We start from the raw sequence: 18,016 nt of genomic DNA, 5'->3' as shown, positions 1-18,016 counted from the left end.
TCAGTCCGGATCGATACCGGCTGCATTGCCAATGCCGGATTTCCACCGTATTGCCGGCCATCACAGCTGCCGCGGGCGAAAAAATGAGCGAAATCCGGGTCGAGTCTCTGGTCAAGCGCTATAGCGGCACCACCCCGCTGGACGGCGTTTCGCTGGCCTTTCCGCAGGGATCTTTCACGGCGCTGCTCGGCCCTTCCGGCTGCGGCAAGACGACGATGCTGCGGTTGATCGCCGGCTTCGAGGCGCCGAGCGAAGGCCGCGTTTTCCTTGGCGATGCGCTTGTCGCCGACCCGAAGCGGCAGCTGCCGCCGGAGGCGCGCAATGTCGGCGTCGTTTTCCAATCCTACGCGCTGTGGCCGCATATGGATGTCGCCGAAAACGTCGCCTATCCGCTGAAGGCCAGGCATGTTCCCTCCGCCGCCATCCCTGCCCGCGTCGCTTCGGTCCTCGATATCGTCGGCCTCGGCGGTTTCGCCAAGCGCCGCATCGACGAGTTGTCGGGCGGTCAGCGGCAGCGCGTCGCGCTGGCCCGCTGCCTGGTCGCCGAGTCAGGCATCATCCTGTTCGACGAGCCGCTCGCCAATCTCGACATGCATCTGCGCGCGGCCATGGTCGACGCCTTCCGCGATATCCATCGCCGCACCGGCGCGACCATCGTCTATGTCACGCATGACCAGGCCGAGGCCCTGGCGCTTGCCGACCGCGTCGCTGTGATGAGCAAAGGCCGACTGCTGCAGGCAGCACCCCCACGGGAAATCTATCGCTCTCCCGCCGACGCCGCTGTTGCTGGTTTCGTCGGTCGCGGCAGCCTGGTCTCAGGCAACACCGTCGGCCATTCGGACAAAGCCTCGATCATCGATATCGCCGGCCACCGGCTCACGGCGCGCAGCCACGACAAACCGGCCGGTGCGGTCAAGGTCCTGCTACGCCCGGAAGCCTTGCGCATCGCGGCCGAGGGACTGCCCGCGACGGTGCTGGACAGCGTCTACCGCGGGCCGGTGCATGAAGTGCGGCTGGCGCTCGCCGAGCCCGGCCAGCACCTGCTCGTCGACAGCGCGGAGGCACTGGCGGCGGGACAGCGCGTGCATGTCGCCGTGTCGGACGCTTGGGTGGTGCCGAGCGCCTGATTTAGCGCCAGGGCAACACGCCGGCCGGCAAGCGGCGCCCGAACCGATCAAGCGCCAGAAGCAGCGCGATCACGACGATGATCGTGGATACCGCGATTGCCGCTGCCTGCGTGCCGAGCCCGGCCTCTTCCAGGCTGAACAGCACGACGCCGAGCGTTTCCTTGCCGCTCGACCACAGCAGCGCCGAGACCGTCAACTCGTTGAAAGCACTCATGAACACCAGCAGCCCGCCCGCAACGGCCGCGGGCGCCGCGAGCGGCGCGGTGATCGTTGCGAGCCGCCGGAACGGACCAGCGCCGGACACCGCCGCCGCCTCTTCGAGATCACGCGGAATCTGCCCGACGGCCGTCGTCACCGGTTTCATTGCCAGCGTCAGGAAGCGCATCGCATAGGCGACGAGGATGATCGACGCGGTCGCATAGAGGCTGCCGATCAGCGGCAGCGGCCGCAAGAACAAAAGGATGCAGGCGATCGCCAGCACCACGCCGGGGATCGTGTAAGGCAGGTCGACGATGCCGCCGAGCACACGCCGCCAGCGCTTGTCGAAACGTTCGAGCCGCGCGGCCATCGGAATGACGCCAAGGGCGAGGATAAGCGCCGCGCCGCCGGCAAAGAGCAGTGAATTGCGGAAGGCCCGCGCCGTGGACGCCTGCCGGACAAGCACTTCCACATAGTTGGCGATCGTTGCCGTCCGCGGACTGAGCGGCACGCCGAAGGACGGCACCAGCGACGTCGCCAGCAACGCGCAGGCCGGCAGAATGAGGATCAGGCCGATGACAAGCCAGCCCGCGCCGGCGAGCGGCATGCGCAAGCCTCCGAGCTCGAATTGCGCCGGCGTGCCGGCAACGATGCGATGCCCGGTGCCGCGCAGCGCCAGCGACTGGAAGACCATGCCGGCCAGCGCCAGGGCGCCGACCAGCACCGACAGCGCCGCGATCTGCGGCAACACGCTCGGGCCAAAACTCGACAGGTCCTGATAGATCAAAGTTGGCAGCGTCAGATAGTTGACGGGCATGCCGAGCAGCGCCGGTATGCCGAAATTGCCGACGCCCGAGACGAAGGCAAGCGCCGCGGCGGCCACCACATAGGGCCGCACGACGGGCAGTACGATGGTCCGCAATACGCCGAGCGGCCGCTCGCCGCAGGAGCGCGCCGCCTCGACCAGATCGCGCGGCACGCGCGACAGCCCTGCCCGCATGGTGATGAACACGATCGGCGCATGCTGGACGCCATAGAGAAGGATGATGCCGCCACGGCCAAGCATGGGATTGCCGGTCCCGGGCGCAGGCGCCAGCCCAAGCATACCGAGCAGCGTGCTCGATGGGCCGAAGAGATGCAGCCAGGCGAGCGCGGTGACCTGCGGCGCGATCATCAGCGGCAAAAGCAGAAGAAACCCGAGGATCTTTCGTCCCGGCAGATCGGTCATCGTCACCGCGACGGCGAACGGAATGCCGAGGCAAAGCGCCAGCAGCGCGCCGAAAAAAGCCGTGTCCAGCGTGTGCCACATCGCCTTGAGCGCGGCAGAGCTGGCAAGCCGCCCGGCGAAGGCGGCGAAATCGGTCTCGCCGCCCGGCGCGATCGCCGCAAGCACGAGACGCGCCATCGGCAACAGGCAGAGCACGGCGATGACCAGCAGGACGGCCAGCGCCGACAGACGCTGGCCGAATATCGGGCCTGACGTCATGAAGCCGTCGGCCCGCGGCGACGCCACGCCCCGCCTGGCGATGTGATGTTCCGCGGAGGCCAAAGTTTCCCTTCCGGGCCGCTTACTGGCTCATCACCGCGCTGAACTTTTCCTTGTTCTGGGCATCATTGGCGAGCGCGGCCGCCGCATCATAGTCGAGCACCTTGATCGAGGCGCGGTCCGGATAGCCGGCCGGCAGCGCGACGTCGGCACGGGCCGGGATGTAGCCCATCTTGGCCGCCACTTCCTGCCCGTCCTTCGACAAGAGGAAATCGACGAAGGCCTTGGCGGCTTCCTTGTTCTTGGCGGTGGATAGGATAGCGACCGGTTCGGTGACGGCGGACACGCCTTCCTTCGGGAAGACGAACTCTACCGGCGCGCCCTTGGCCTTCTCGCGGATCGGCATGTAGTCGACGATCATGCCGAACAGCTTGTCGCCGCCGCTGACGGCCTTCAGCACGTCGCCATTGCCGCCGCTGGCCTGCGCGCCGTTCTTGGCGAGCGCGCCATAATAGTCCCAACCCTCCGGCAGCTTGCCGGTCAGCGTCACCGTGTGGATCATCGCCGCGCCCGAGGTCAGCGGACTGGGCATCGCGATCAGGCCCTTGGCTTCCGGCTTCTTCAGGTCTTCCCAGCTTGTCGGCACGAAAGGCGCCTTGGTGTTGTAGACGATGCCGGTGGTGATCAGCTTGGTCGAGAAATAGGTCTTGTCCTTGTCGTAGAGCGCCGCGTCGAGGCCGTCGACCTTGGCCTCCGGATAGGCGAGCAGCCGGCCTTCCTTCTTCAGGCCTTCCATGGTCACGACATCGGCGATCAGCAGCACGTCGGCCTGCGGCTGGCCGGCCTCGATCTCGGCATGCAGCTTGGCCAGAATCTTCGGCGTCCCGTCGCGCACCCAGTCGACCTTAATCCCCGGGTTCTTCGCCATGAAGGCGTCGACGGTCTGCTGGGCATCGGTGTTCGGCTGGCTGGTGTAGAGCACCAGCGTGCTGTCGGCGGCGGCGGCTCCCGCTACGGTGGATGCCAGCAACATGCCGGCGAAAACGATCTGGCGCATGGAAATACCTGTTGTTGATCAAGGCTGGGCGAGGTCCGGCAGGCGCCGGGGCTGGAAAACCTGAGTAAGGCCGCAGGATAACCATTGTGTGACAGGGCAACGCAACTCGCATCGCCCTGCCTTGCCCCTGCTCCGTATCACAGGTGCTACTGGTTGGCCGGGTCGGTCTCGGCATCATAGGCCATGCGGGTAACCACCATCAGCACATAGGCCGACGGCAGCGCGAAGATGGCGCCGAGCATGATCGCCGCCGTTCCTTCCATGCGAAGGGTGGCGGCAACGGCCCAGTAGACGGTGCCGATGCAGATTACCGCCTGGACTGCCAGAAAAGAGGCCGCGGCAGCCGCGCGGGTAAGCGTCTTGAACGTCTTGATGCGTTGCATTGAACGGAATCCGAACTGACGCGCACGCAACCGGCGGACGGCCGACGGCCGTCGCCGGATCGCGACGCGAAGGAATGTCTTTGATTTGAATGCCGCTTTGCGGCCCGGCCTTACGCGGCAGGCGGCGCGCGTGGCTGGTTGGTGCGCGAAGCTGCTGCGCTTGCCGATACGGGCGCGACGCCCATTTCGGCCGGCAATACATGGCCGATAAGCAGGAAATCGGATGCGGGCGCGAGCGCTCCGGGATTGCCGCTGACGAGCTTTATCGGCAGTGGCCGGCCGGCCCGGATTTCAAGCGCCTGCGCCTTGCCGGTCGTTCTGAGCAGCGCGATCGTGTCGCCCTGGCGAGCGGCGCTGACGCTGGAACCGCCCGGGAGCGAAACGGCCGACGCGGAGATTTCGGCCTGCGCGAAGCCCAGCAGCGCGAGCATCAGCAGCGCCATCAGGCCCGCGCAGGCGGTCCTGACCGGCAACAGCATCGGTCTTTCGCGTTCAGGTGCCGTCAAGGCAATCTCCGGACATCAGGACGGACCTAACCGATGGAATGGCCGAAGGAAAGCCGCAATGGACGCCGCAATCGCACTTCGTCCTTGAACCTTGCGGCTTCCGGTGCCAAATCTGGAGCAGATTTTCGCATTCGGCTCCTTTGGAGCCAACGCCGGCAAACGGACAAAAATGGTTACCTATCTCGACGCCTCCACGGCCCCCCTTCGAAATACCGGCCAGATCCGCCTCTATGGCGAGGAAGGTTTTGCCGGCATGCGCAAGGCCTGCGACCTCACGGCGCGCTGCCTTGACGAGCTTGTGCCGATGGTGAAGCCCGGCGTGACGACGGAAACGATCGACCGCTTCGTCTTCGAATTCGGCATGGACCATGGCGCGCTGCCGGCGACGCTCAATTATCGCGGCTACACCAAGTCGTCCTGCACCTCGATCAACCATGTCGTCTGCCATGGCATTCCCGACAACAAGCCGCTGAAGGAAGGCGACATCGTCAACATCGACGTCACCTATATCCTCGACGGCTGGCACGGCGATTCCTCGCGCATGTATCCAGTGGGCACGATCAAGCGCGCCGCCGAGCGCCTGCTCGAGGTGACCTATGAGTGCCTGATGCGCGGCATAACCGCGATCAAGCCCGGCGCCCGCACCGGCGCCATCGGCGCCGCGATCCAGACCTATGCCGAGGCCGAGCGCTGCTCGGTGGTCCGCGATTTCTGCGGCCACGGCGTCGGCCAGCTTTTCCACGACGCGCCGAACATCCTGCATTACGGCACCGTCAATGAAGGCGTCGAGATGCGGCCGGGCATGATTTTCACGGTCGAGCCGATGATCAATCTCGGCCGCCCGCATGTGAAGGTGCTGTCCGATGGCTGGACGGCGGTCACGCGCGACCGCTCGCTGTCGGCGCAATACGAGCACACGATCGGCGTCACCGACACCGGCTGCGAGATCTTCACGCTGTCGCCGAAAAAGCTCGACCGCCCCGGCCTGCCAGCCTAGTTTCAGCCGAGGCCTGAGGGGAGCGGGCGAGCATGGGGAAAGTCGAGGACGAGCGGGCGTTCTTTTCCGAAGGCTGGATCGAGCCGCCCAGGACGGCGCCGAAAAAGGCCACGGCAGCAGAAAAGCCCCATTATCACGGCCATCGCGACCGTCTGCGCGAACGCTTCGTCGCCGGCGGACCGGACGCCCTGCCCGACTATGAACTGCTCGAACTGTTGCTCTTCCGGCTGATCCCGCGCGTCGACACCAAGCCCATCGCCAAGGCGCTGATCGCCCGCTTCGGCTCGCTGGCCGAAGTGCTCGGCGCGCCGGCACCCTTGCTTGAAGAAGTCAAAGGCATCGGGCCGACCGTCGCGACCGATCTAAAAGTCATCGCCGCCACCGCCCAGCGCATGGCGCGCGGCGAGGTGCGTGGCCGCGAAGTCCTGTCCAACTGGACGCAATTGCTCGACTATTGCCGTTCGGCCATGGCCTTCGAGGCCCGCGAACAGTTCCGCGTCCTGTTCCTCGACAAGAAGAACGGGCTCATCGCCGACGAGGTGCAGCAGACCGGCACCGTCGACCATACGCCGGTCTATCCGCGCGAGGTGGTGAAGCGGGCGCTCGAACTCTCCGCCAGCGCCGTCATCCTGGTCCACAACCATCCTTCGGGAGATCCCACACCTTCCCGCGCGGACATCGAGATGACCAAGCAGATCATCGATACGGCCAAGCCGCTCGGCATCGCCGTGCACGATCACATCATCATCGGCCGCAAGAGCAACGCCTCGATGAAGGGCCTGCTTTTGATCTAATGCATGTCGCGCAAAAGTGTGCAGCGGTTTTGCGATAACGACATGCATGAAAACAAAGGCTTAAAGCGCGTCGCCTGAATCCGCTTCAGCGCGACGCGCTTTAAAGCCCCCCGCCGATCGCCCGAGGATCCGGGCGCAAAAGCAACGTTTTGCCGATCAAGATAGTCGGCTCTGGAATTTCAACCGGAAATCGAGCATGATGCGCTTTGGTAATTCGGACGCTTCGTGCGCCCGGCAATACCGGAGGAACGGGACATGGCCGTTGTGCTTGTACTCGTTTTAATCGTTGTGGGCTCAGTGTTGTTCCACTTCCTGAGCCCATGGTGGTGGACTCCGATTGCCTCGAACTGGGACTATATCGACCACACCATCATCATCAGCTTCTGGATCACCGGCATCGTCTTTGCCGCTGTCGTCCTCTTTATGGCTTATTGCGTCTTCCGCTTCCGGCATCGGGAAGGCAATCGCGCGGCATACGAACCGGAGAACAAGCGGCTCGAATGGTGGCTCATGGTCGTCACTGCGGCAGGCGTCACTGCCTTGCTGGTTCCCGGCCTGTTCGTCTGGAGCCGCTTCGTCACCGTTCCAAGCGATGCGACCGAGATCGAGGTCGTCGCCCAGCAGTGGCAGTGGAGCTTCCGCTTGCCCGGCAAGGACGGCAAGCTCGGTACTTCGGACACCCGCGACGTCACCGCCGACAATCCGTTAGGCATCGCACCCAAAGATCCCAACGGCCAGGACGATATCGTGGTCGAGGCCACCGACCTGCATCTGCCGGTCGGCAAGCCGGTCAAGGTGCTGCTGCGTTCGATCGATGTCCTGCATGATTTCTATATCCCGGAATTTCGCGCAAAGATGGACATGATCCCGGGGTCGGTCACCTATTTCTGGTTCACTCCGACAAGGACCGGCACTTTCCAGGTCTTGTGCGCCGAACTGTGCGGCCAGGGACATCCGCTGATGCATGGCGTGGTCATGGTCGACGCCGAGCAGGATTATCTGTCCTGGCTCGGGCAGCAGCAGACTTTTGCGCAGTTGTCGACGCCCAAGCAAACAGGCTGGGCGAGCCAATCGTCAGGAAAGACGATGGCGTCCGGTTTGGACGTCGCGGCAAACTCGAAACTCTCGAGGTCCGCAGAATAGGGCACGGAGGTGCTCCGATGGTCGACGTCACACCCGCAGATGCCGTTCCGCCCGCCGAAGTTGGGGAAGTGGAACTCTACCATCCGCACAACTGGTGGACCAAGTACGTCTTCTCGCAGGACGCGAAGGTCATCGCGGTCCAGTACTCGGCAACGGCAACGGCGATCGGCCTTGTGGCGCTGGTTCTCTCCTGGCTGATGCGCCTGCAGCTCGGCTTTCCCGGCACGTTCGACTTCATCACCCCGGAGGCCTACTACCAGTTCATCACCATGCACGGCATGATCATGGTGATCTACCTGCTCACTGCGCTCTTCCTCGGCGGCTTCGGCAACTACCTCATCCCGCTGATGGTCGGCGCCCGCGACATGGTCTTCCCCTATGTCAACATGCTGAGCTACTGGATCTATCTGCTGGCAGTACTCGTTCTGGTGTCGAGCTTCTTCGCGCCGGGTGGGCCGACAGGCGCCGGGTGGACCCTCTACCCGCCGCAGGCCATCATGTCCGGAACGCCGGGTGGGCAGGACTGGGGCATCATACTGATGCTCTCTTCGCTCATCCTGTTCATCGTCGGCTTCACCATGGGCGGCCTGAACTATGTTGTGACGGTGCTGCAGGGCCGCACGCGCGGCATGACGTTGATGCGCCTGCCGCTTACCGTCTGGGGCATCTTCACCGCCACCGTCATGGCGTTGCTCGCCTTCCCGGCGCTGTTTGTCGCGTGCGTGATGATGCTGCTTGACCGCGTGCTCGGCACTTCCTTCTTCATGCCGGCGATTGTCGAGATGGGCGAGCAACTTCAGCACAATGGCGGCAGCCCGATCCTTTTCCAGCACTTGTTCTGGTTCTTCGGCCACCCGGAAGTCTACATCGTCGCTCTGCCGGCTTTCGGCATCGTCTCCGACCTGATCAGCACCCATGCGCGCAAGAACATCTTCGGCTACCGCATGATGGTCTGGGCGATCATCGCCATCGGCGCCCTGAGCTTCGTTGTCTGGGCGCACCACATGTATGTGAGCGGCATGGACCCCTATTTTGGCTTCTTCTTTGCTACCACGACGTTGATCATTGCCGTGCCGACGGCGATCAAGGTCTATAACTGGGTGCTGACGCTGTGGCGCGGCGATATCCATCTCACCCCGCCGATGCTTTTCGCGCTCGCCTTCATCGTCACCTTCGTCAATGGCGGCTTGACCGGACTGTTCCTCGGTAATGTCGTTGTCGACGTGCCGCTGTCGGATACGATGTTCGTCGTCGCCCATTTCCACATGGTCATGGGCGTCGCGCCGATCCTGGTGATCTTCGGCGCAATCTATCACTGGTATCCGAAGGTCACTGGACGGATGCTGGACGACACACTCGGCAAGTTCCACTTCTGGGTAACCTTCCTCGGCGCCTACCTGATCTTCTTCCCCATGCACTATCTCGGCCTGATGGGCGTTCCGCGGCGCTACGCCGAGTTGACCGACATGACCATAATGACGGAATCGGCCCGTCATCTGAACTCGTTCATCAGCATCATGGCCTTCATCGTCGGCTTCGCTCAGATGGTTTTCCTGTTCAACCTGATCTGGAGCATCCGCCATGGCCGCGAGGCCGGCGGCAATCCGTGGCGGGCGACCACACTCGAATGGCAGACGCCGCAGACACCGCCGGCGCACGGCAATTTCGGCAAGGAACTGCCGATCGTCTATCGGTGGGCCTATGACTACAGCGTGCCAGGCGCCAAGGAGGACTTCATCCCGCAAAACGTGCCGGGCACCTTCGCCCCCTCAAGGGAGCAGGCATGAGCGTCATCCTGGTCTTCTTGGCTGTGATCGCCGGCTTTGCCGGCTGGTGGCTTTCGCACCAGCGGCTGACATCCAAGCCATGGCTGGAGCAAGGTCTGGCCGGGGATTTCGCCGGCACCGGCCGGTCGTCCCTGCCCACCGCCAAGATCGGTCTCGGCGTCTTCCTCGCCGTCGTCGGCTGCCTGTTCTCGCTGTTCACCAGCGCCTATTTCATGCGCATGGGCCTGCCGGACTGGCAGCCGCTGCCGCTGCCCCGCCTGCTCTGGCTCAACACCGGCGTGCTGGTATTGAGCAGCGTCGCGCTGCAATGCGCGGTGGTTGCCGCGCGCAAGGGCCAGATCGACAACGTCCGGTTAGGCCTTGCCACGGCAGGGCTCACCGCGCTTGCCTTCCTTGTCGGGCAGTTGATGGCATGGCGGCAGCTGACCGGGGACGGCTATCTGCTGGCATCCAACCCGGCCAACAGCTTCTTCTATCTGATCACCGGCATGCATGGCCTGCACATACTGGGCGGTCTGTTCGGCCTTGGCAGGACGAGCATCGGTGCCTGGAGCGGAGCGCGGCCGGAGCGAATTCGTCTCAGCGTCGAGCTCTGCGCCATGTATTGGCATTTCCTGCTTTTCGTCTGGCTCGGCATCTTCGCCCTTCTGGCAGGTTGGGCGGCGACGTTCATCGAAATTTGCCGACAATTGCTGACCTAGGAGACCGGCGATGGCCGAGACGACCATGACACATACCAGCCAGATGGAGCCTCGGCCCGCCGGTTGGCGCGGCATTACCGCCGACTGGGCCTCGGATCAGCGCGCGTTCAAGAACGTGTCCTGGGGCAAGGCCATGATGTGGATCTTCCTGCTCAGCGACACCTTCATCTTCGGCTGCTTCCTGCTCTCCTATATGACCGCCCGCATGTCGACACGCGTGCCCTGGCCGAACCCGAGCGAGGTCTTTGCCTTGCGCATCGGCGGCCAGGAGATCCCGCTGATCCTTATCGCCATCATGACCTTCGTGCTGATCTCGAGCAGCGGCACCATGGCCATGGCCGTCAATTTCGGCTACCGCCGCGACCGCCGCAAGACCGCGATCCTGATGCTGTTGACCGCTGCGCTTGGCGCAACGTTCGTCGGCATGCAGGCCTTCGAATGGACCAAGCTGATCACCGAAGGGGTACGGCCCTGGGGCAATCCCTGGGGAGCCGCGCAGTTCGGCTCATGCTTCTTCATGATCACCGGTTTCCACGGCACGCACGTGACGATCGGCGTGATCTTCCTCATCATCGTGGCGCGAAAAGTCTGGCGTGGCGACTTCGACACCGGTCGTCCCGGCTTCTTCACCAGCCGCAAGGGCCGCTACGAGAATGTCGAGATCATGGGCCTCTACTGGCACTTCGTCGACCTGGTTTGGGTGTTCATTTTCGCCTTCTTTTATCTTTGGTGAGAGGCAGTCCCTATTGAGAGGAAGCTATGGCTGAAGCAACCGCAAACGGTCTCGGACAACACGCGCTGCACACCGCCCATGCGCAGGATGCGGCCGCGACAGCGGTCGCTCACGCCGAGGTTCATCAGGAGCACCCGATCAAGCTCTACCTGGTCGTCTGGGCGTGGCTGTTCATCCTCAGCACCTGCTCCTACCTGGTCGACTATTTCGGCATCCAGGGCTATCTCAGATGGTCGCTGATCCTGATCTTCATGATGCTCAAGGCGGGACTGATCGTCGCCGTCTTCATGCACATGGCCTGGGAGCGGCTGGCGATGATGTATGCGATAATCCTGCCGCCGATACTGGTGCTGGTCTTCGTGACGATGATGGTCTTTGAGGCCGATTATACGCTGCTGACACGTATCGCGTTTTTCGGGCCCGGCCCCTGATACGCATTTCGAACTCGTCCGCAGCGCGGCCAACCGGAACTGCAGTGGCGGGTGCCTCGAAACAGCAGGACGCCGGTCCATTTGGTTTGGCGCATGCGCCGTGAACTCAAGCAAAGGACGCGGACAATGACGATGGCAAACAGACTGAAGGATTTTATCGACGGCAAGGAAATCCCGTACGACACCGTCGCGCACCATCGAACTGCCACCAGCCGGCAGGCCGCTATCGCCGCGCATGTGCCCGGCGGCATCATGGCGAAGTCCGTGGTCGTTCACCACGAGCTCGGCTATGCGCTGGCCGTGGTCCCAAGCACCCACAGGATCGAACTCGGCAAGCTGCAGGACGTCATGGACAGGCGCCTCGGGCTCGCTTCCGAGGATGAGGTGGTATCGCTCTTCGATGATTGCGACATCGGCGCCATACCGCCGATCGGCGCGGCCTATGACGTGCCGGTCATCCTGGACGAAAGCCTGCGCGACGCCGCCGATATCTATTTCGAGGGCGGCGACCACAAGACGCTCGTGCATGTCAGCGGCAAGGATTTCCGTAACCTGACGGCGGGCGCGCGTCAGGCGCGGTTCAGCCACCCGGCCTACTGAGCGCACCGGCACTGTCGCCGGTGCTCATGATAGGCTTGGCTCAGTTCGCCGGTCTTGGGGCGGCCTGCGGTTCCACCACCTTGCGGTACACGTGCCAGGTGGCATGGCCAAGGATTGGCAGCACGACCGCCAGCCCCGCGAACACAGGCAGCGAGCCGATGATCAGCCCAATGGCGACGACAAGTCCCCAGACGGCCATCACGATCGGATTGGCCAGGACCACGCGCACCGAAGTGTGGATGGCTTCGTAGGCGCCGACGTCGCGATCGAGCAGCAGCGGGAAAGCGACCACGGTGGTGCACAAAACCACCACAGCGAATACAAACCCGATCGCATGACCCAGTACGATCAGCGTCCAGCCGCTCCCGGTGGCGAATATCTCGGCTATGAAACTGGACAGTGACGCCGGCGGCTCGGGCCCGAACAGATACTCGTAGAAAAGCTTTGCGGTCAAAAGCCATGTGATGAAGATTGCAAACAGCATGATGCCGACGGCGGCGATGGCCGGCAGCGCCGGAGAATTCCTGACCTCGAAAGCATGTTTCCAGGAAGCATCCAGCCCGGCTTCCCGCCGGCGGCTGATCTCATAAAGGCCGATCGCCGCGAGTGGCCCGATCAGCGCAAAGCCTGACACCAGTGGAAATAGCAGCGGCAGCGTGTTTGCTCCCGATGTCCAGGTGGCAAGCACCACGCCAACGAGCGGATAGATCATGCACAAAAACACGATGTGCGAGGGTTTGACCATGAAGTCGTCGACACCGCGCCTGAGCGCATCGAAAAGATCGGAAACGCCGATCTTTCTCACTTTGGTATGCTCCAGCGTTTCGCTGGCGCCTGCAATCACGTGAAAGCTTGCCATGACCGTTCCTCCAGATCAGGTCCGGCAAGGTCGCGGATTTCACGGTGCTAACGCTCTGCGTGACTGGCCACGCAAAAACCGCGACCTGCACCTGCGCCAACATACTCCTTTAGGCCCGATTTGTCGCCCTCTGTCGACGCCGGGTAGTGTCTCAGTTTGAAATTTCGGCGGCTGCTTTTTTGTAGGGGCCGCGCCTGACAGTGTCGGCTTCCTCGCCGGTCGCAATGCGCATGACGCGGACGGCATTGCCGATCACATCGGCGGGCGCTTCTGGCCTTTAGGTCCGGTGGGCATCTAGGCTTGTTCTCCAGGCGGTCGATATTTAATCGACGATGCCTTTTGCAATGCTGCAAGCGTGTCCTCCACGGTCAGAAGGACGGTCGTCTGTATGGAACTCAGCGCTCCGCCCGAGCCGATCGCGAGCGCCGTGGCCGCCATCGACACGTTGTCCGGAGCCTCCCACAAGTTATAGCCGTCGTGCTCACCAAAGGCGTACCAGAATCCGTGCAGCTTTCCGCCAACCGATTCAATGTACTGCTTCGCCGCCTCTCGGCGGTCCTCTGGGTTCTTGATGAGCTTAGCCCATGTGGCCGGCGTGTAGCTGAACCGGGTCAGGTATAATGGCATGGTCTTATCCTCCCTGCTTTCCGGTAAGCATATAGGAGTTCGCCGGCTGGCGCGACAGCGGCGTCAAGGCCGCCGGATTTCAAACTGAGACACTACCCGACGCCGGCCAATGGCCAGCCGCGGCAGCGTGCTGGCTCCACAGGTTCTTTTTCGGTATTCTCAAGATGCGAAGGTGAACGTCATGGATACGCGGACGCTTCTCATACTCGGCCTTGGCATAGCCATCCTGCTGCTGTTGGGGTTCTTTGCGCTGCCGGCGTAGCGAGACGGCGCGCGACATCTCAACAGCGCAATTGCCGACCCTCTTCCTTCAGCGGGCGACCACCTAATGGGGCCCGCAACGGCCGCTACTTGGAATACTGTTTCAGGTAGGCGATGACGTTGGCTATGTCTTGGTCATCCTTCAGACCGGGGAACGCCATCTTCGTCCCTTTGACCATCGCCTTGGGATCGTGGAGATATTTGGTGAGCGTGGGTTCGTCCCATTTGATGCCGGATTTTCCGGCCGCGATCATGGCCGCGGAATAGGTGAAATTGGGGTGTGTGCCCGCGACGCGCCCGATGACACCGTGCAGGGACGGGCCAATCTTGTTCTGGTCCTGGTCCGCAACGTGGCAGACCTTGCACTTGGTGAAGACCTTCTCACCCGCGGCGGCGTCCTGCGCCTGCGATGGGCTCACGAAGAAGGTCGTCGCGGACAACACGATGAAAAGCGCAATTGCACGCATCGCATTTCCTCCCTGATGGTCATTTACGTCGGACGGATCCGCTCCACACCGGCCTCGCGCTGTTGTGCCCTGGACGGTACAGCGGATTGTTCGCGTCTCTTCAGTGGAATTGCGGCACCTGCATACCACAGAATGAGCCCAATGGATAGAAAAGCCGGCCTTTGCGAAGGTTTTGGGCCATGAGCGACAGGCGGATGGCCCACGGCCATTTCGACCAGATTTATGATAAAGGGCACCTGGCGGCCATCAAACGACAGGAAGACAGCAATGCCTCAGCACGGCAACGAACCATGGCCGTTCGACAAAGAACGCGCCGCCCTGCTGGTCATCGACATGCAGGGCGACTTCGTCGATGAAGGCGCGGTGATGGAAGTCGCGATGGCGCGGCATCGCATTCCCGTTATGCGGCAGGTGGTCGAACTGTGCCGCGCGGCTGGTGTCCCGGTGGTCTACACGCAGCATGTGCTGAGCGACCATTTCAACATCTCCCCGCTCGAGACCGCCTACCAGCCAAGGCTGAAGGCCAAAGGCATGCGGGAAGGCAGCGCCGGCACCAGGATCGTGGCGGAACTCGCTCCCTTGCCGGGCGAGGTGATCATCAAGAAGCACCGCTACGATGCGTTCCACAACAGCCAATTAGAAACGGTGCTGCGCAACATCCGCGGCGCCGGCCAGGTCGACACCGTCATCATCATCGGCACGGTGACGAGCATCTGCTGCGAATCGACGGCCCGCAGCGCCTTCATGCGCGACTACAAGGTGGCTTTCGTCAGCGATGCCAATGGCGGGCTGGACGAGGCCTCGCACAACGCGACGCTCGCCATCATCGGCAAGGTGTTCGGGCGCGTGATGACGACCGCAGAACTGGAAAGCCTGTTTTAAGCGGTGGGATCAGGGCGGATCGGTTTTGCAGCTTGCCGCGATCTGTCCGATCGCTTCGGAGAGGCCCGCGAGTTCGAAATCGGCCTCGCCGCGTCCGGACAGGAGGCCGAAGCGCCACGACAGCGTCAGCCGGTTCGCTGAAGCCAGACGCTTGATGCCGTCGTTCCCGTCCCTGACCAGCTGTCTGCCGCGCGGGCCGACCGACCAGCTTTCATCGGTTTTGCCGCCGCCGTCGACCACGACGGAGATGGTGATCTTGCGGCTGGCGGAAACGGCATCGTTGAGCTGCAGCCATTCGCTCCAGCGCGGTTCGCCACCGGGCCGGCAAGCAAGGGTCAGCACCGGGCTGTAACCCAAGGCCCCGCCGCCGGTGATCAGCTTGTTGCTGGCATGCAGCGATGCCGTGATCTGGCCGTCGTCGCCGGCGCCAACGCTCCAGTTGCCGAGATCCGGCTCGGCGCGGGCGACAGCTGCGCCCGCGGCAAACAAGAGCGCCGCGGCGACGACCACGTCCCTCATCATGAACCCCAGCCTCACCGATGCCTCCAAACAGCCGCGGATGCGATGAAGCGCAGATAATGTTCAACGCTCCGTATCGCCAGCGGTGGGCCATCAAGACAAGTTGTCAGTGTTGCCGCGCCGCCACAATGAGTACCTCACAACGAAAAAGGCCGCCCGGAGGCGGCCTTTCGAAATCGATGGATTGGAAGCTGTTACTCGGCTTCCTTGGCGGTTTTCTTTTTCGGCGCGGCCTTCTTCTTCGGCTCTTCCGCCTCGTCGGCGGCTTCGCCCGCCTTTGCCTCGGCCTTCTTCGAAGAGGCCTTCTTGGCCGGCTTCGCCTTGGTCGCGGTCTCGGCCTCCTCGTCGTCGGCCATCAGCTCGTCCTTGCCGACCTTGACGTCGTCGACCGAGATCTGGCCGAGCAGGTAGTCGACGACCTTCTCCTCGAACATCGGCGCGCGCAGCGCGTTGATGGCTTCCGGGTTGCTGCGATAATACTCGAAGGCTTCCTGCTGCTGGTTTGCCGGGAAGCGGCGCACCTGCTCGAACAGGCCGCGCTGCAGTTCCTCGTCCGACACGGTGACGCCGGCTTTCTCGCCGATCTCGGCGAGCACGAGGCCAAGGCGCACGCGACGCTCGGCAAGACGCATATATTCGGCGCGCGCCTCTTCTTCCGTCGTCTCCTCGTCGGCGAAGGTCCGGCCGGCGGCTTCGAGGTCGCGGTTGACCTGGGCCCAGATGTTGTTGAACTCGGCCTCGACGAGCTTGGAGGGCGCTTCGAACGAGTAGGACGCGTCGAGCTGATCAAGCAGCTGGCGCTTCACCTTCTGGCGGGTCATCGAGCCGAACTGGTTCTCGATCTGGCCGCGCACGATCTCGCGCAGGCGCTCCAGCGATTCCAGGCCGAGATTCTTGGCCGTCTCGTCATTGACCTCGAGCGCGCCGGGCGCCGACACCTCCTTGACGGTGACGTCGAAGGTGGCTTCCTTGCCGGCCAGATGCGCCGCCTGGTAGTTTTCCGGGAACGTGACGGTGACCTGTTTCTCATCGCCGGCCTTCGCGCCGATCAGCTGGTCCTCGAAGCCGGGGATGAACTCCTTTGAGCCGAGCACCAGCGGCTGGTCGGTGCCGGCGCCGCCGGCGAAAGCCTCGCCGTCGATCTTGCCGACATAGTCGATGCTGACCCGGTCGCCCTCGGCGGCCTTGCCGGTCTTCGGCTCGTAGCTGCGCGCCGATTCCGCAACACGCTTGACCTGGTCGTCGACTTCCGATTCCGGCACGTCATAGACCTGACGCGTCACCTTGATGTCGGAGAAATCCTTGATCTCGATCGGCGGGATGACTTCATAGTTGAGGCTGAATTCGAAATCGGCGCCGCCGGCCAGGATCTTCTCGGCCTCCTTCTCGTCCTCGGTCATGATCACTTCGGGCTGCATGGCGGCCTTTTCGCCGCGCCCCGAGATGATCGAACGGGTCGAGTCGTTGAGGATCTCGTTGACGACCTCGGCCATGAACGACTTGCCGTACATCTTGCGCAGGTGCTGCACCGGCACCTTGCCCGGGCGGAAGCCGTTGATGCGCACCTTGTCACGGGCGTCGGTCAGCCGCGCCATCAGCTTGGCTTCCATGTCACCGGCCGGCACGGTGATCTTGATCTCGCGCTTGAGACCGGAGTTGAGCGTTTCGGTGACCTGCATCCTAGAACCTTTGTTTTCAACAATGAGACTGCCAAACGGTTCTTAGCCGTTTACAGCCTGCCGGTATGATCTTGCCGGAAATGGCTTTTGGGACGGAACCTGGCGATTTGACCGCTAATGCGGTTCAAATCCTCCTGAACTGCGCCTTGCCAAATGCGAATAAGTTCTTGTTTTTACTATAACTTTTCGCACCTTGCAGAGGCGGAAATTCACATTCCGTCACATTCGACACGCCTTTTGTCACAGGCTAGGCTAATTTTCAACTATCTTCGCTTCAATGCATGCCGCCCAAAAGTGCGCGGCGTTTTTGGCGAATGGCATGCATCAAAAGACGTCAGCGCGTCACCTGAATCCATTTCGATGCGACGCGCTTTAACCGGATAGCATGACTTGGGCGCCGACATTGACAGAATGATGGCTACATGGGATTGCCGGGGAAAGCGGATGTGGCGGAATTGGTAGACGCCCTGGATTTAGGTTCCAGTGCCGAAAGGCGTGGGGGTTCGAGTCCCTTCATCCGCACCATCCTTCGCTCTTCGGGTGGCAGGCCACTCTGAAGATGAGTGGACATAGGGGTCTCTCCCAAGCCTTGGCAAAGAAGGACCGCAGCTATCTCCTGGCGGCGCAACCAAGGCTCTCACGCTCTCGGAGCCCATCCCGCTTTGCGCATCCGATGCACTTGAAATAGCCCTTTAACAGGTTCTTACTTGCAATAGGCGGGTCGGAGCTCTGTCAGATTGTGCGTGTAATTTCTCTAGTTGTGGGGGTTGGGTCAGCTC

Annotated in this window: 19 protein-coding genes and 1 tRNA gene; 11 read left to right on the top strand and 9 right to left on the bottom strand. The window is 62.7% G+C overall.

Going from position 1 to position 18,016, the window contains the following annotated elements:
• The first annotated feature begins 83 nt into the window (after positions 1-83).
• On the top strand, positions 84-1,127 hold the full coding sequence (locus FJ430_RS17895) for an ABC transporter ATP-binding protein (RefSeq protein WP_140708078.1): 1,044 nt from the start codon (positions 84-86) through the stop codon (positions 1,125-1,127).
• A gap of 1 nt (position 1,128) precedes the next feature.
• On the opposite strand, the gene FJ430_RS17890 is transcribed toward FJ430_RS17895, so the two are convergent.
• The 4 genes from FJ430_RS17890 to FJ430_RS17875 all read right to left on the bottom strand — a co-directional run bounded on the left by FJ430_RS17890 (position 1,129) and on the right by FJ430_RS17875 (position 4,757).
• Positions 1,129-2,811, bottom strand: a complete 1,683-nt coding sequence (locus tag FJ430_RS17890) for an ABC transporter permease (protein ID WP_140708144.1) — start codon at positions 2,809-2,811, stop codon at positions 1,129-1,131.
• 82 nt (positions 2,812-2,893) lie between these two features.
• Complete coding sequence (locus FJ430_RS17885; protein WP_140708080.1) at positions 2,894-3,868, bottom strand: ABC transporter substrate-binding protein; 975 nt, start codon at positions 3,866-3,868, stop codon at positions 2,894-2,896.
• Positions 3,869-4,014: 146 nt separating this feature from the next.
• Positions 4,015-4,251, bottom strand: coding sequence for a hypothetical protein (locus tag FJ430_RS17880; RefSeq protein ID WP_140647632.1), 237 nt, complete (start codon positions 4,249-4,251; stop codon positions 4,015-4,017).
• Positions 4,252-4,361: 110 nt separating this feature from the next.
• The gene (locus FJ430_RS17875; protein WP_140708082.1) at positions 4,362-4,757 is read right to left on the bottom strand and encodes a hypothetical protein; all 396 of its coding nucleotides are present in this window, start codon (positions 4,755-4,757) and stop codon (positions 4,362-4,364) included.
• Between the two features lie 169 nt (positions 4,758-4,926).
• Here FJ430_RS17875 and map point away from each other — a divergent pair, with 169 nt between their 5' ends.
• The 8 genes from map to FJ430_RS17835 all read left to right on the top strand — a co-directional run bounded on the left by map (position 4,927) and on the right by FJ430_RS17835 (position 11,943).
• Positions 4,927-5,754 (top strand): type I methionyl aminopeptidase, encoded by an 828-nt coding sequence (map, locus tag FJ430_RS17870; protein ID WP_140647634.1) that lies wholly within the window; start codon positions 4,927-4,929, stop codon positions 5,752-5,754.
• Positions 5,755-5,786: 32 nt separating this feature from the next.
• A complete protein-coding gene (radC, locus tag FJ430_RS17865) occupies positions 5,787-6,548 on the top strand; it encodes a RadC family protein (RefSeq protein ID WP_140708084.1) in 762 nt (253 codons plus the stop codon).
• 255 nt (positions 6,549-6,803) lie between these two features.
• A complete protein-coding gene (locus tag FJ430_RS17860) occupies positions 6,804-7,691 on the top strand; it encodes a cytochrome c oxidase subunit II (protein ID WP_140708086.1) in 888 nt (295 codons plus the stop codon).
• Positions 7,692-7,708: 17 nt separating this feature from the next.
• Entirely contained in the window at positions 7,709-9,478 is a 1,770-nt protein-coding gene (gene ctaD, locus FJ430_RS17855) for a cytochrome c oxidase subunit I (RefSeq protein WP_140652473.1), read from the top strand.
• The gene (locus FJ430_RS17850; protein WP_140708088.1) at positions 9,475-10,179 is read left to right on the top strand and encodes a cytochrome c oxidase subunit 3; all 705 of its coding nucleotides are present in this window, start codon (positions 9,475-9,477) and stop codon (positions 10,177-10,179) included. Before ctaD ends, FJ430_RS17850 begins: the two co-directional genes overlap by 4 nt.
• Positions 10,180-10,189: 10 nt before the next feature.
• Positions 10,190-10,912, top strand: a complete 723-nt coding sequence (locus tag FJ430_RS17845) for a heme-copper oxidase subunit III family protein (RefSeq protein WP_140646729.1) — start codon at positions 10,190-10,192, stop codon at positions 10,910-10,912.
• Between the two features lie 26 nt (positions 10,913-10,938).
• Positions 10,939-11,343, top strand: coding sequence for a cytochrome C oxidase subunit IV family protein (locus FJ430_RS17840; protein ID WP_140708090.1), 405 nt, complete (start codon positions 10,939-10,941; stop codon positions 11,341-11,343).
• Between the two features lie 126 nt (positions 11,344-11,469).
• Positions 11,470-11,943, top strand: a complete 474-nt coding sequence (locus tag FJ430_RS17835; RefSeq protein ID WP_140708092.1) for an aminoacyl-tRNA deacylase — start codon at positions 11,470-11,472, stop codon at positions 11,941-11,943.
• Positions 11,944-11,983: 40 nt separating this feature from the next.
• On the opposite strand, the gene FJ430_RS17830 is transcribed toward FJ430_RS17835, so the two are convergent.
• The 3 genes from FJ430_RS17830 to FJ430_RS17820 form a co-directional block, all read right to left on the bottom strand.
• The gene (locus tag FJ430_RS17830) at positions 11,984-12,802 is read right to left on the bottom strand and encodes a DUF2189 domain-containing protein (RefSeq protein ID WP_140708094.1); all 819 of its coding nucleotides are present in this window, start codon (positions 12,800-12,802) and stop codon (positions 11,984-11,986) included.
• A gap of 294 nt (positions 12,803-13,096) precedes the next feature.
• Positions 13,097-13,429: a GYD domain-containing protein gene (locus tag FJ430_RS17825; RefSeq protein WP_140646725.1), complete on the bottom strand. Its 333-nt coding sequence runs from the start codon at positions 13,427-13,429 to the stop codon at positions 13,097-13,099.
• Between the two features lie 347 nt (positions 13,430-13,776).
• Positions 13,777-14,157 (bottom strand): c-type cytochrome, encoded by a 381-nt coding sequence (locus tag FJ430_RS17820; RefSeq protein ID WP_140708096.1) that lies wholly within the window; start codon positions 14,155-14,157, stop codon positions 13,777-13,779.
• Between the two features lie 267 nt (positions 14,158-14,424).
• Here FJ430_RS17820 and FJ430_RS17815 point away from each other — a divergent pair, with 267 nt between their 5' ends.
• Complete coding sequence (locus tag FJ430_RS17815) at positions 14,425-15,039, top strand: isochorismatase family protein (protein WP_181175504.1); 615 nt, start codon at positions 14,425-14,427, stop codon at positions 15,037-15,039.
• Between the two features lie 9 nt (positions 15,040-15,048).
• On the opposite strand, the gene FJ430_RS17810 is transcribed toward FJ430_RS17815, so the two are convergent.
• Together FJ430_RS17810 and tig are read right to left on the bottom strand one after the other, a co-directional pair.
• On the bottom strand, positions 15,049-15,576 hold the full coding sequence (locus tag FJ430_RS17810; protein ID WP_226891756.1) for a hypothetical protein: 528 nt from the start codon (positions 15,574-15,576) through the stop codon (positions 15,049-15,051).
• Between the two features lie 176 nt (positions 15,577-15,752).
• Complete coding sequence (gene tig, locus FJ430_RS17805; protein WP_140652484.1) at positions 15,753-17,237, bottom strand: trigger factor; 1,485 nt, start codon at positions 17,235-17,237, stop codon at positions 15,753-15,755.
• 440 nt (positions 17,238-17,677) lie between these two features.
• On the opposite strand from tig, the gene FJ430_RS17800 reads away from it, so the two are divergent.
• Positions 17,678-17,762, top strand: a tRNA-Leu gene (locus FJ430_RS17800).
• Positions 17,763-18,016 lie beyond the last annotated feature (254 nt).

Origin of the sequence: Mesorhizobium sp. B2-8-5 (assembly GCF_006440675.2) — a bacterium.
Taxonomy (GTDB): domain Bacteria; phylum Pseudomonadota; class Alphaproteobacteria; order Rhizobiales; family Rhizobiaceae; genus Mesorhizobium.
Note: the sequence above shows the minus strand (reverse complement) of the source record. Positions and strands in the feature narration are given on the sequence as shown.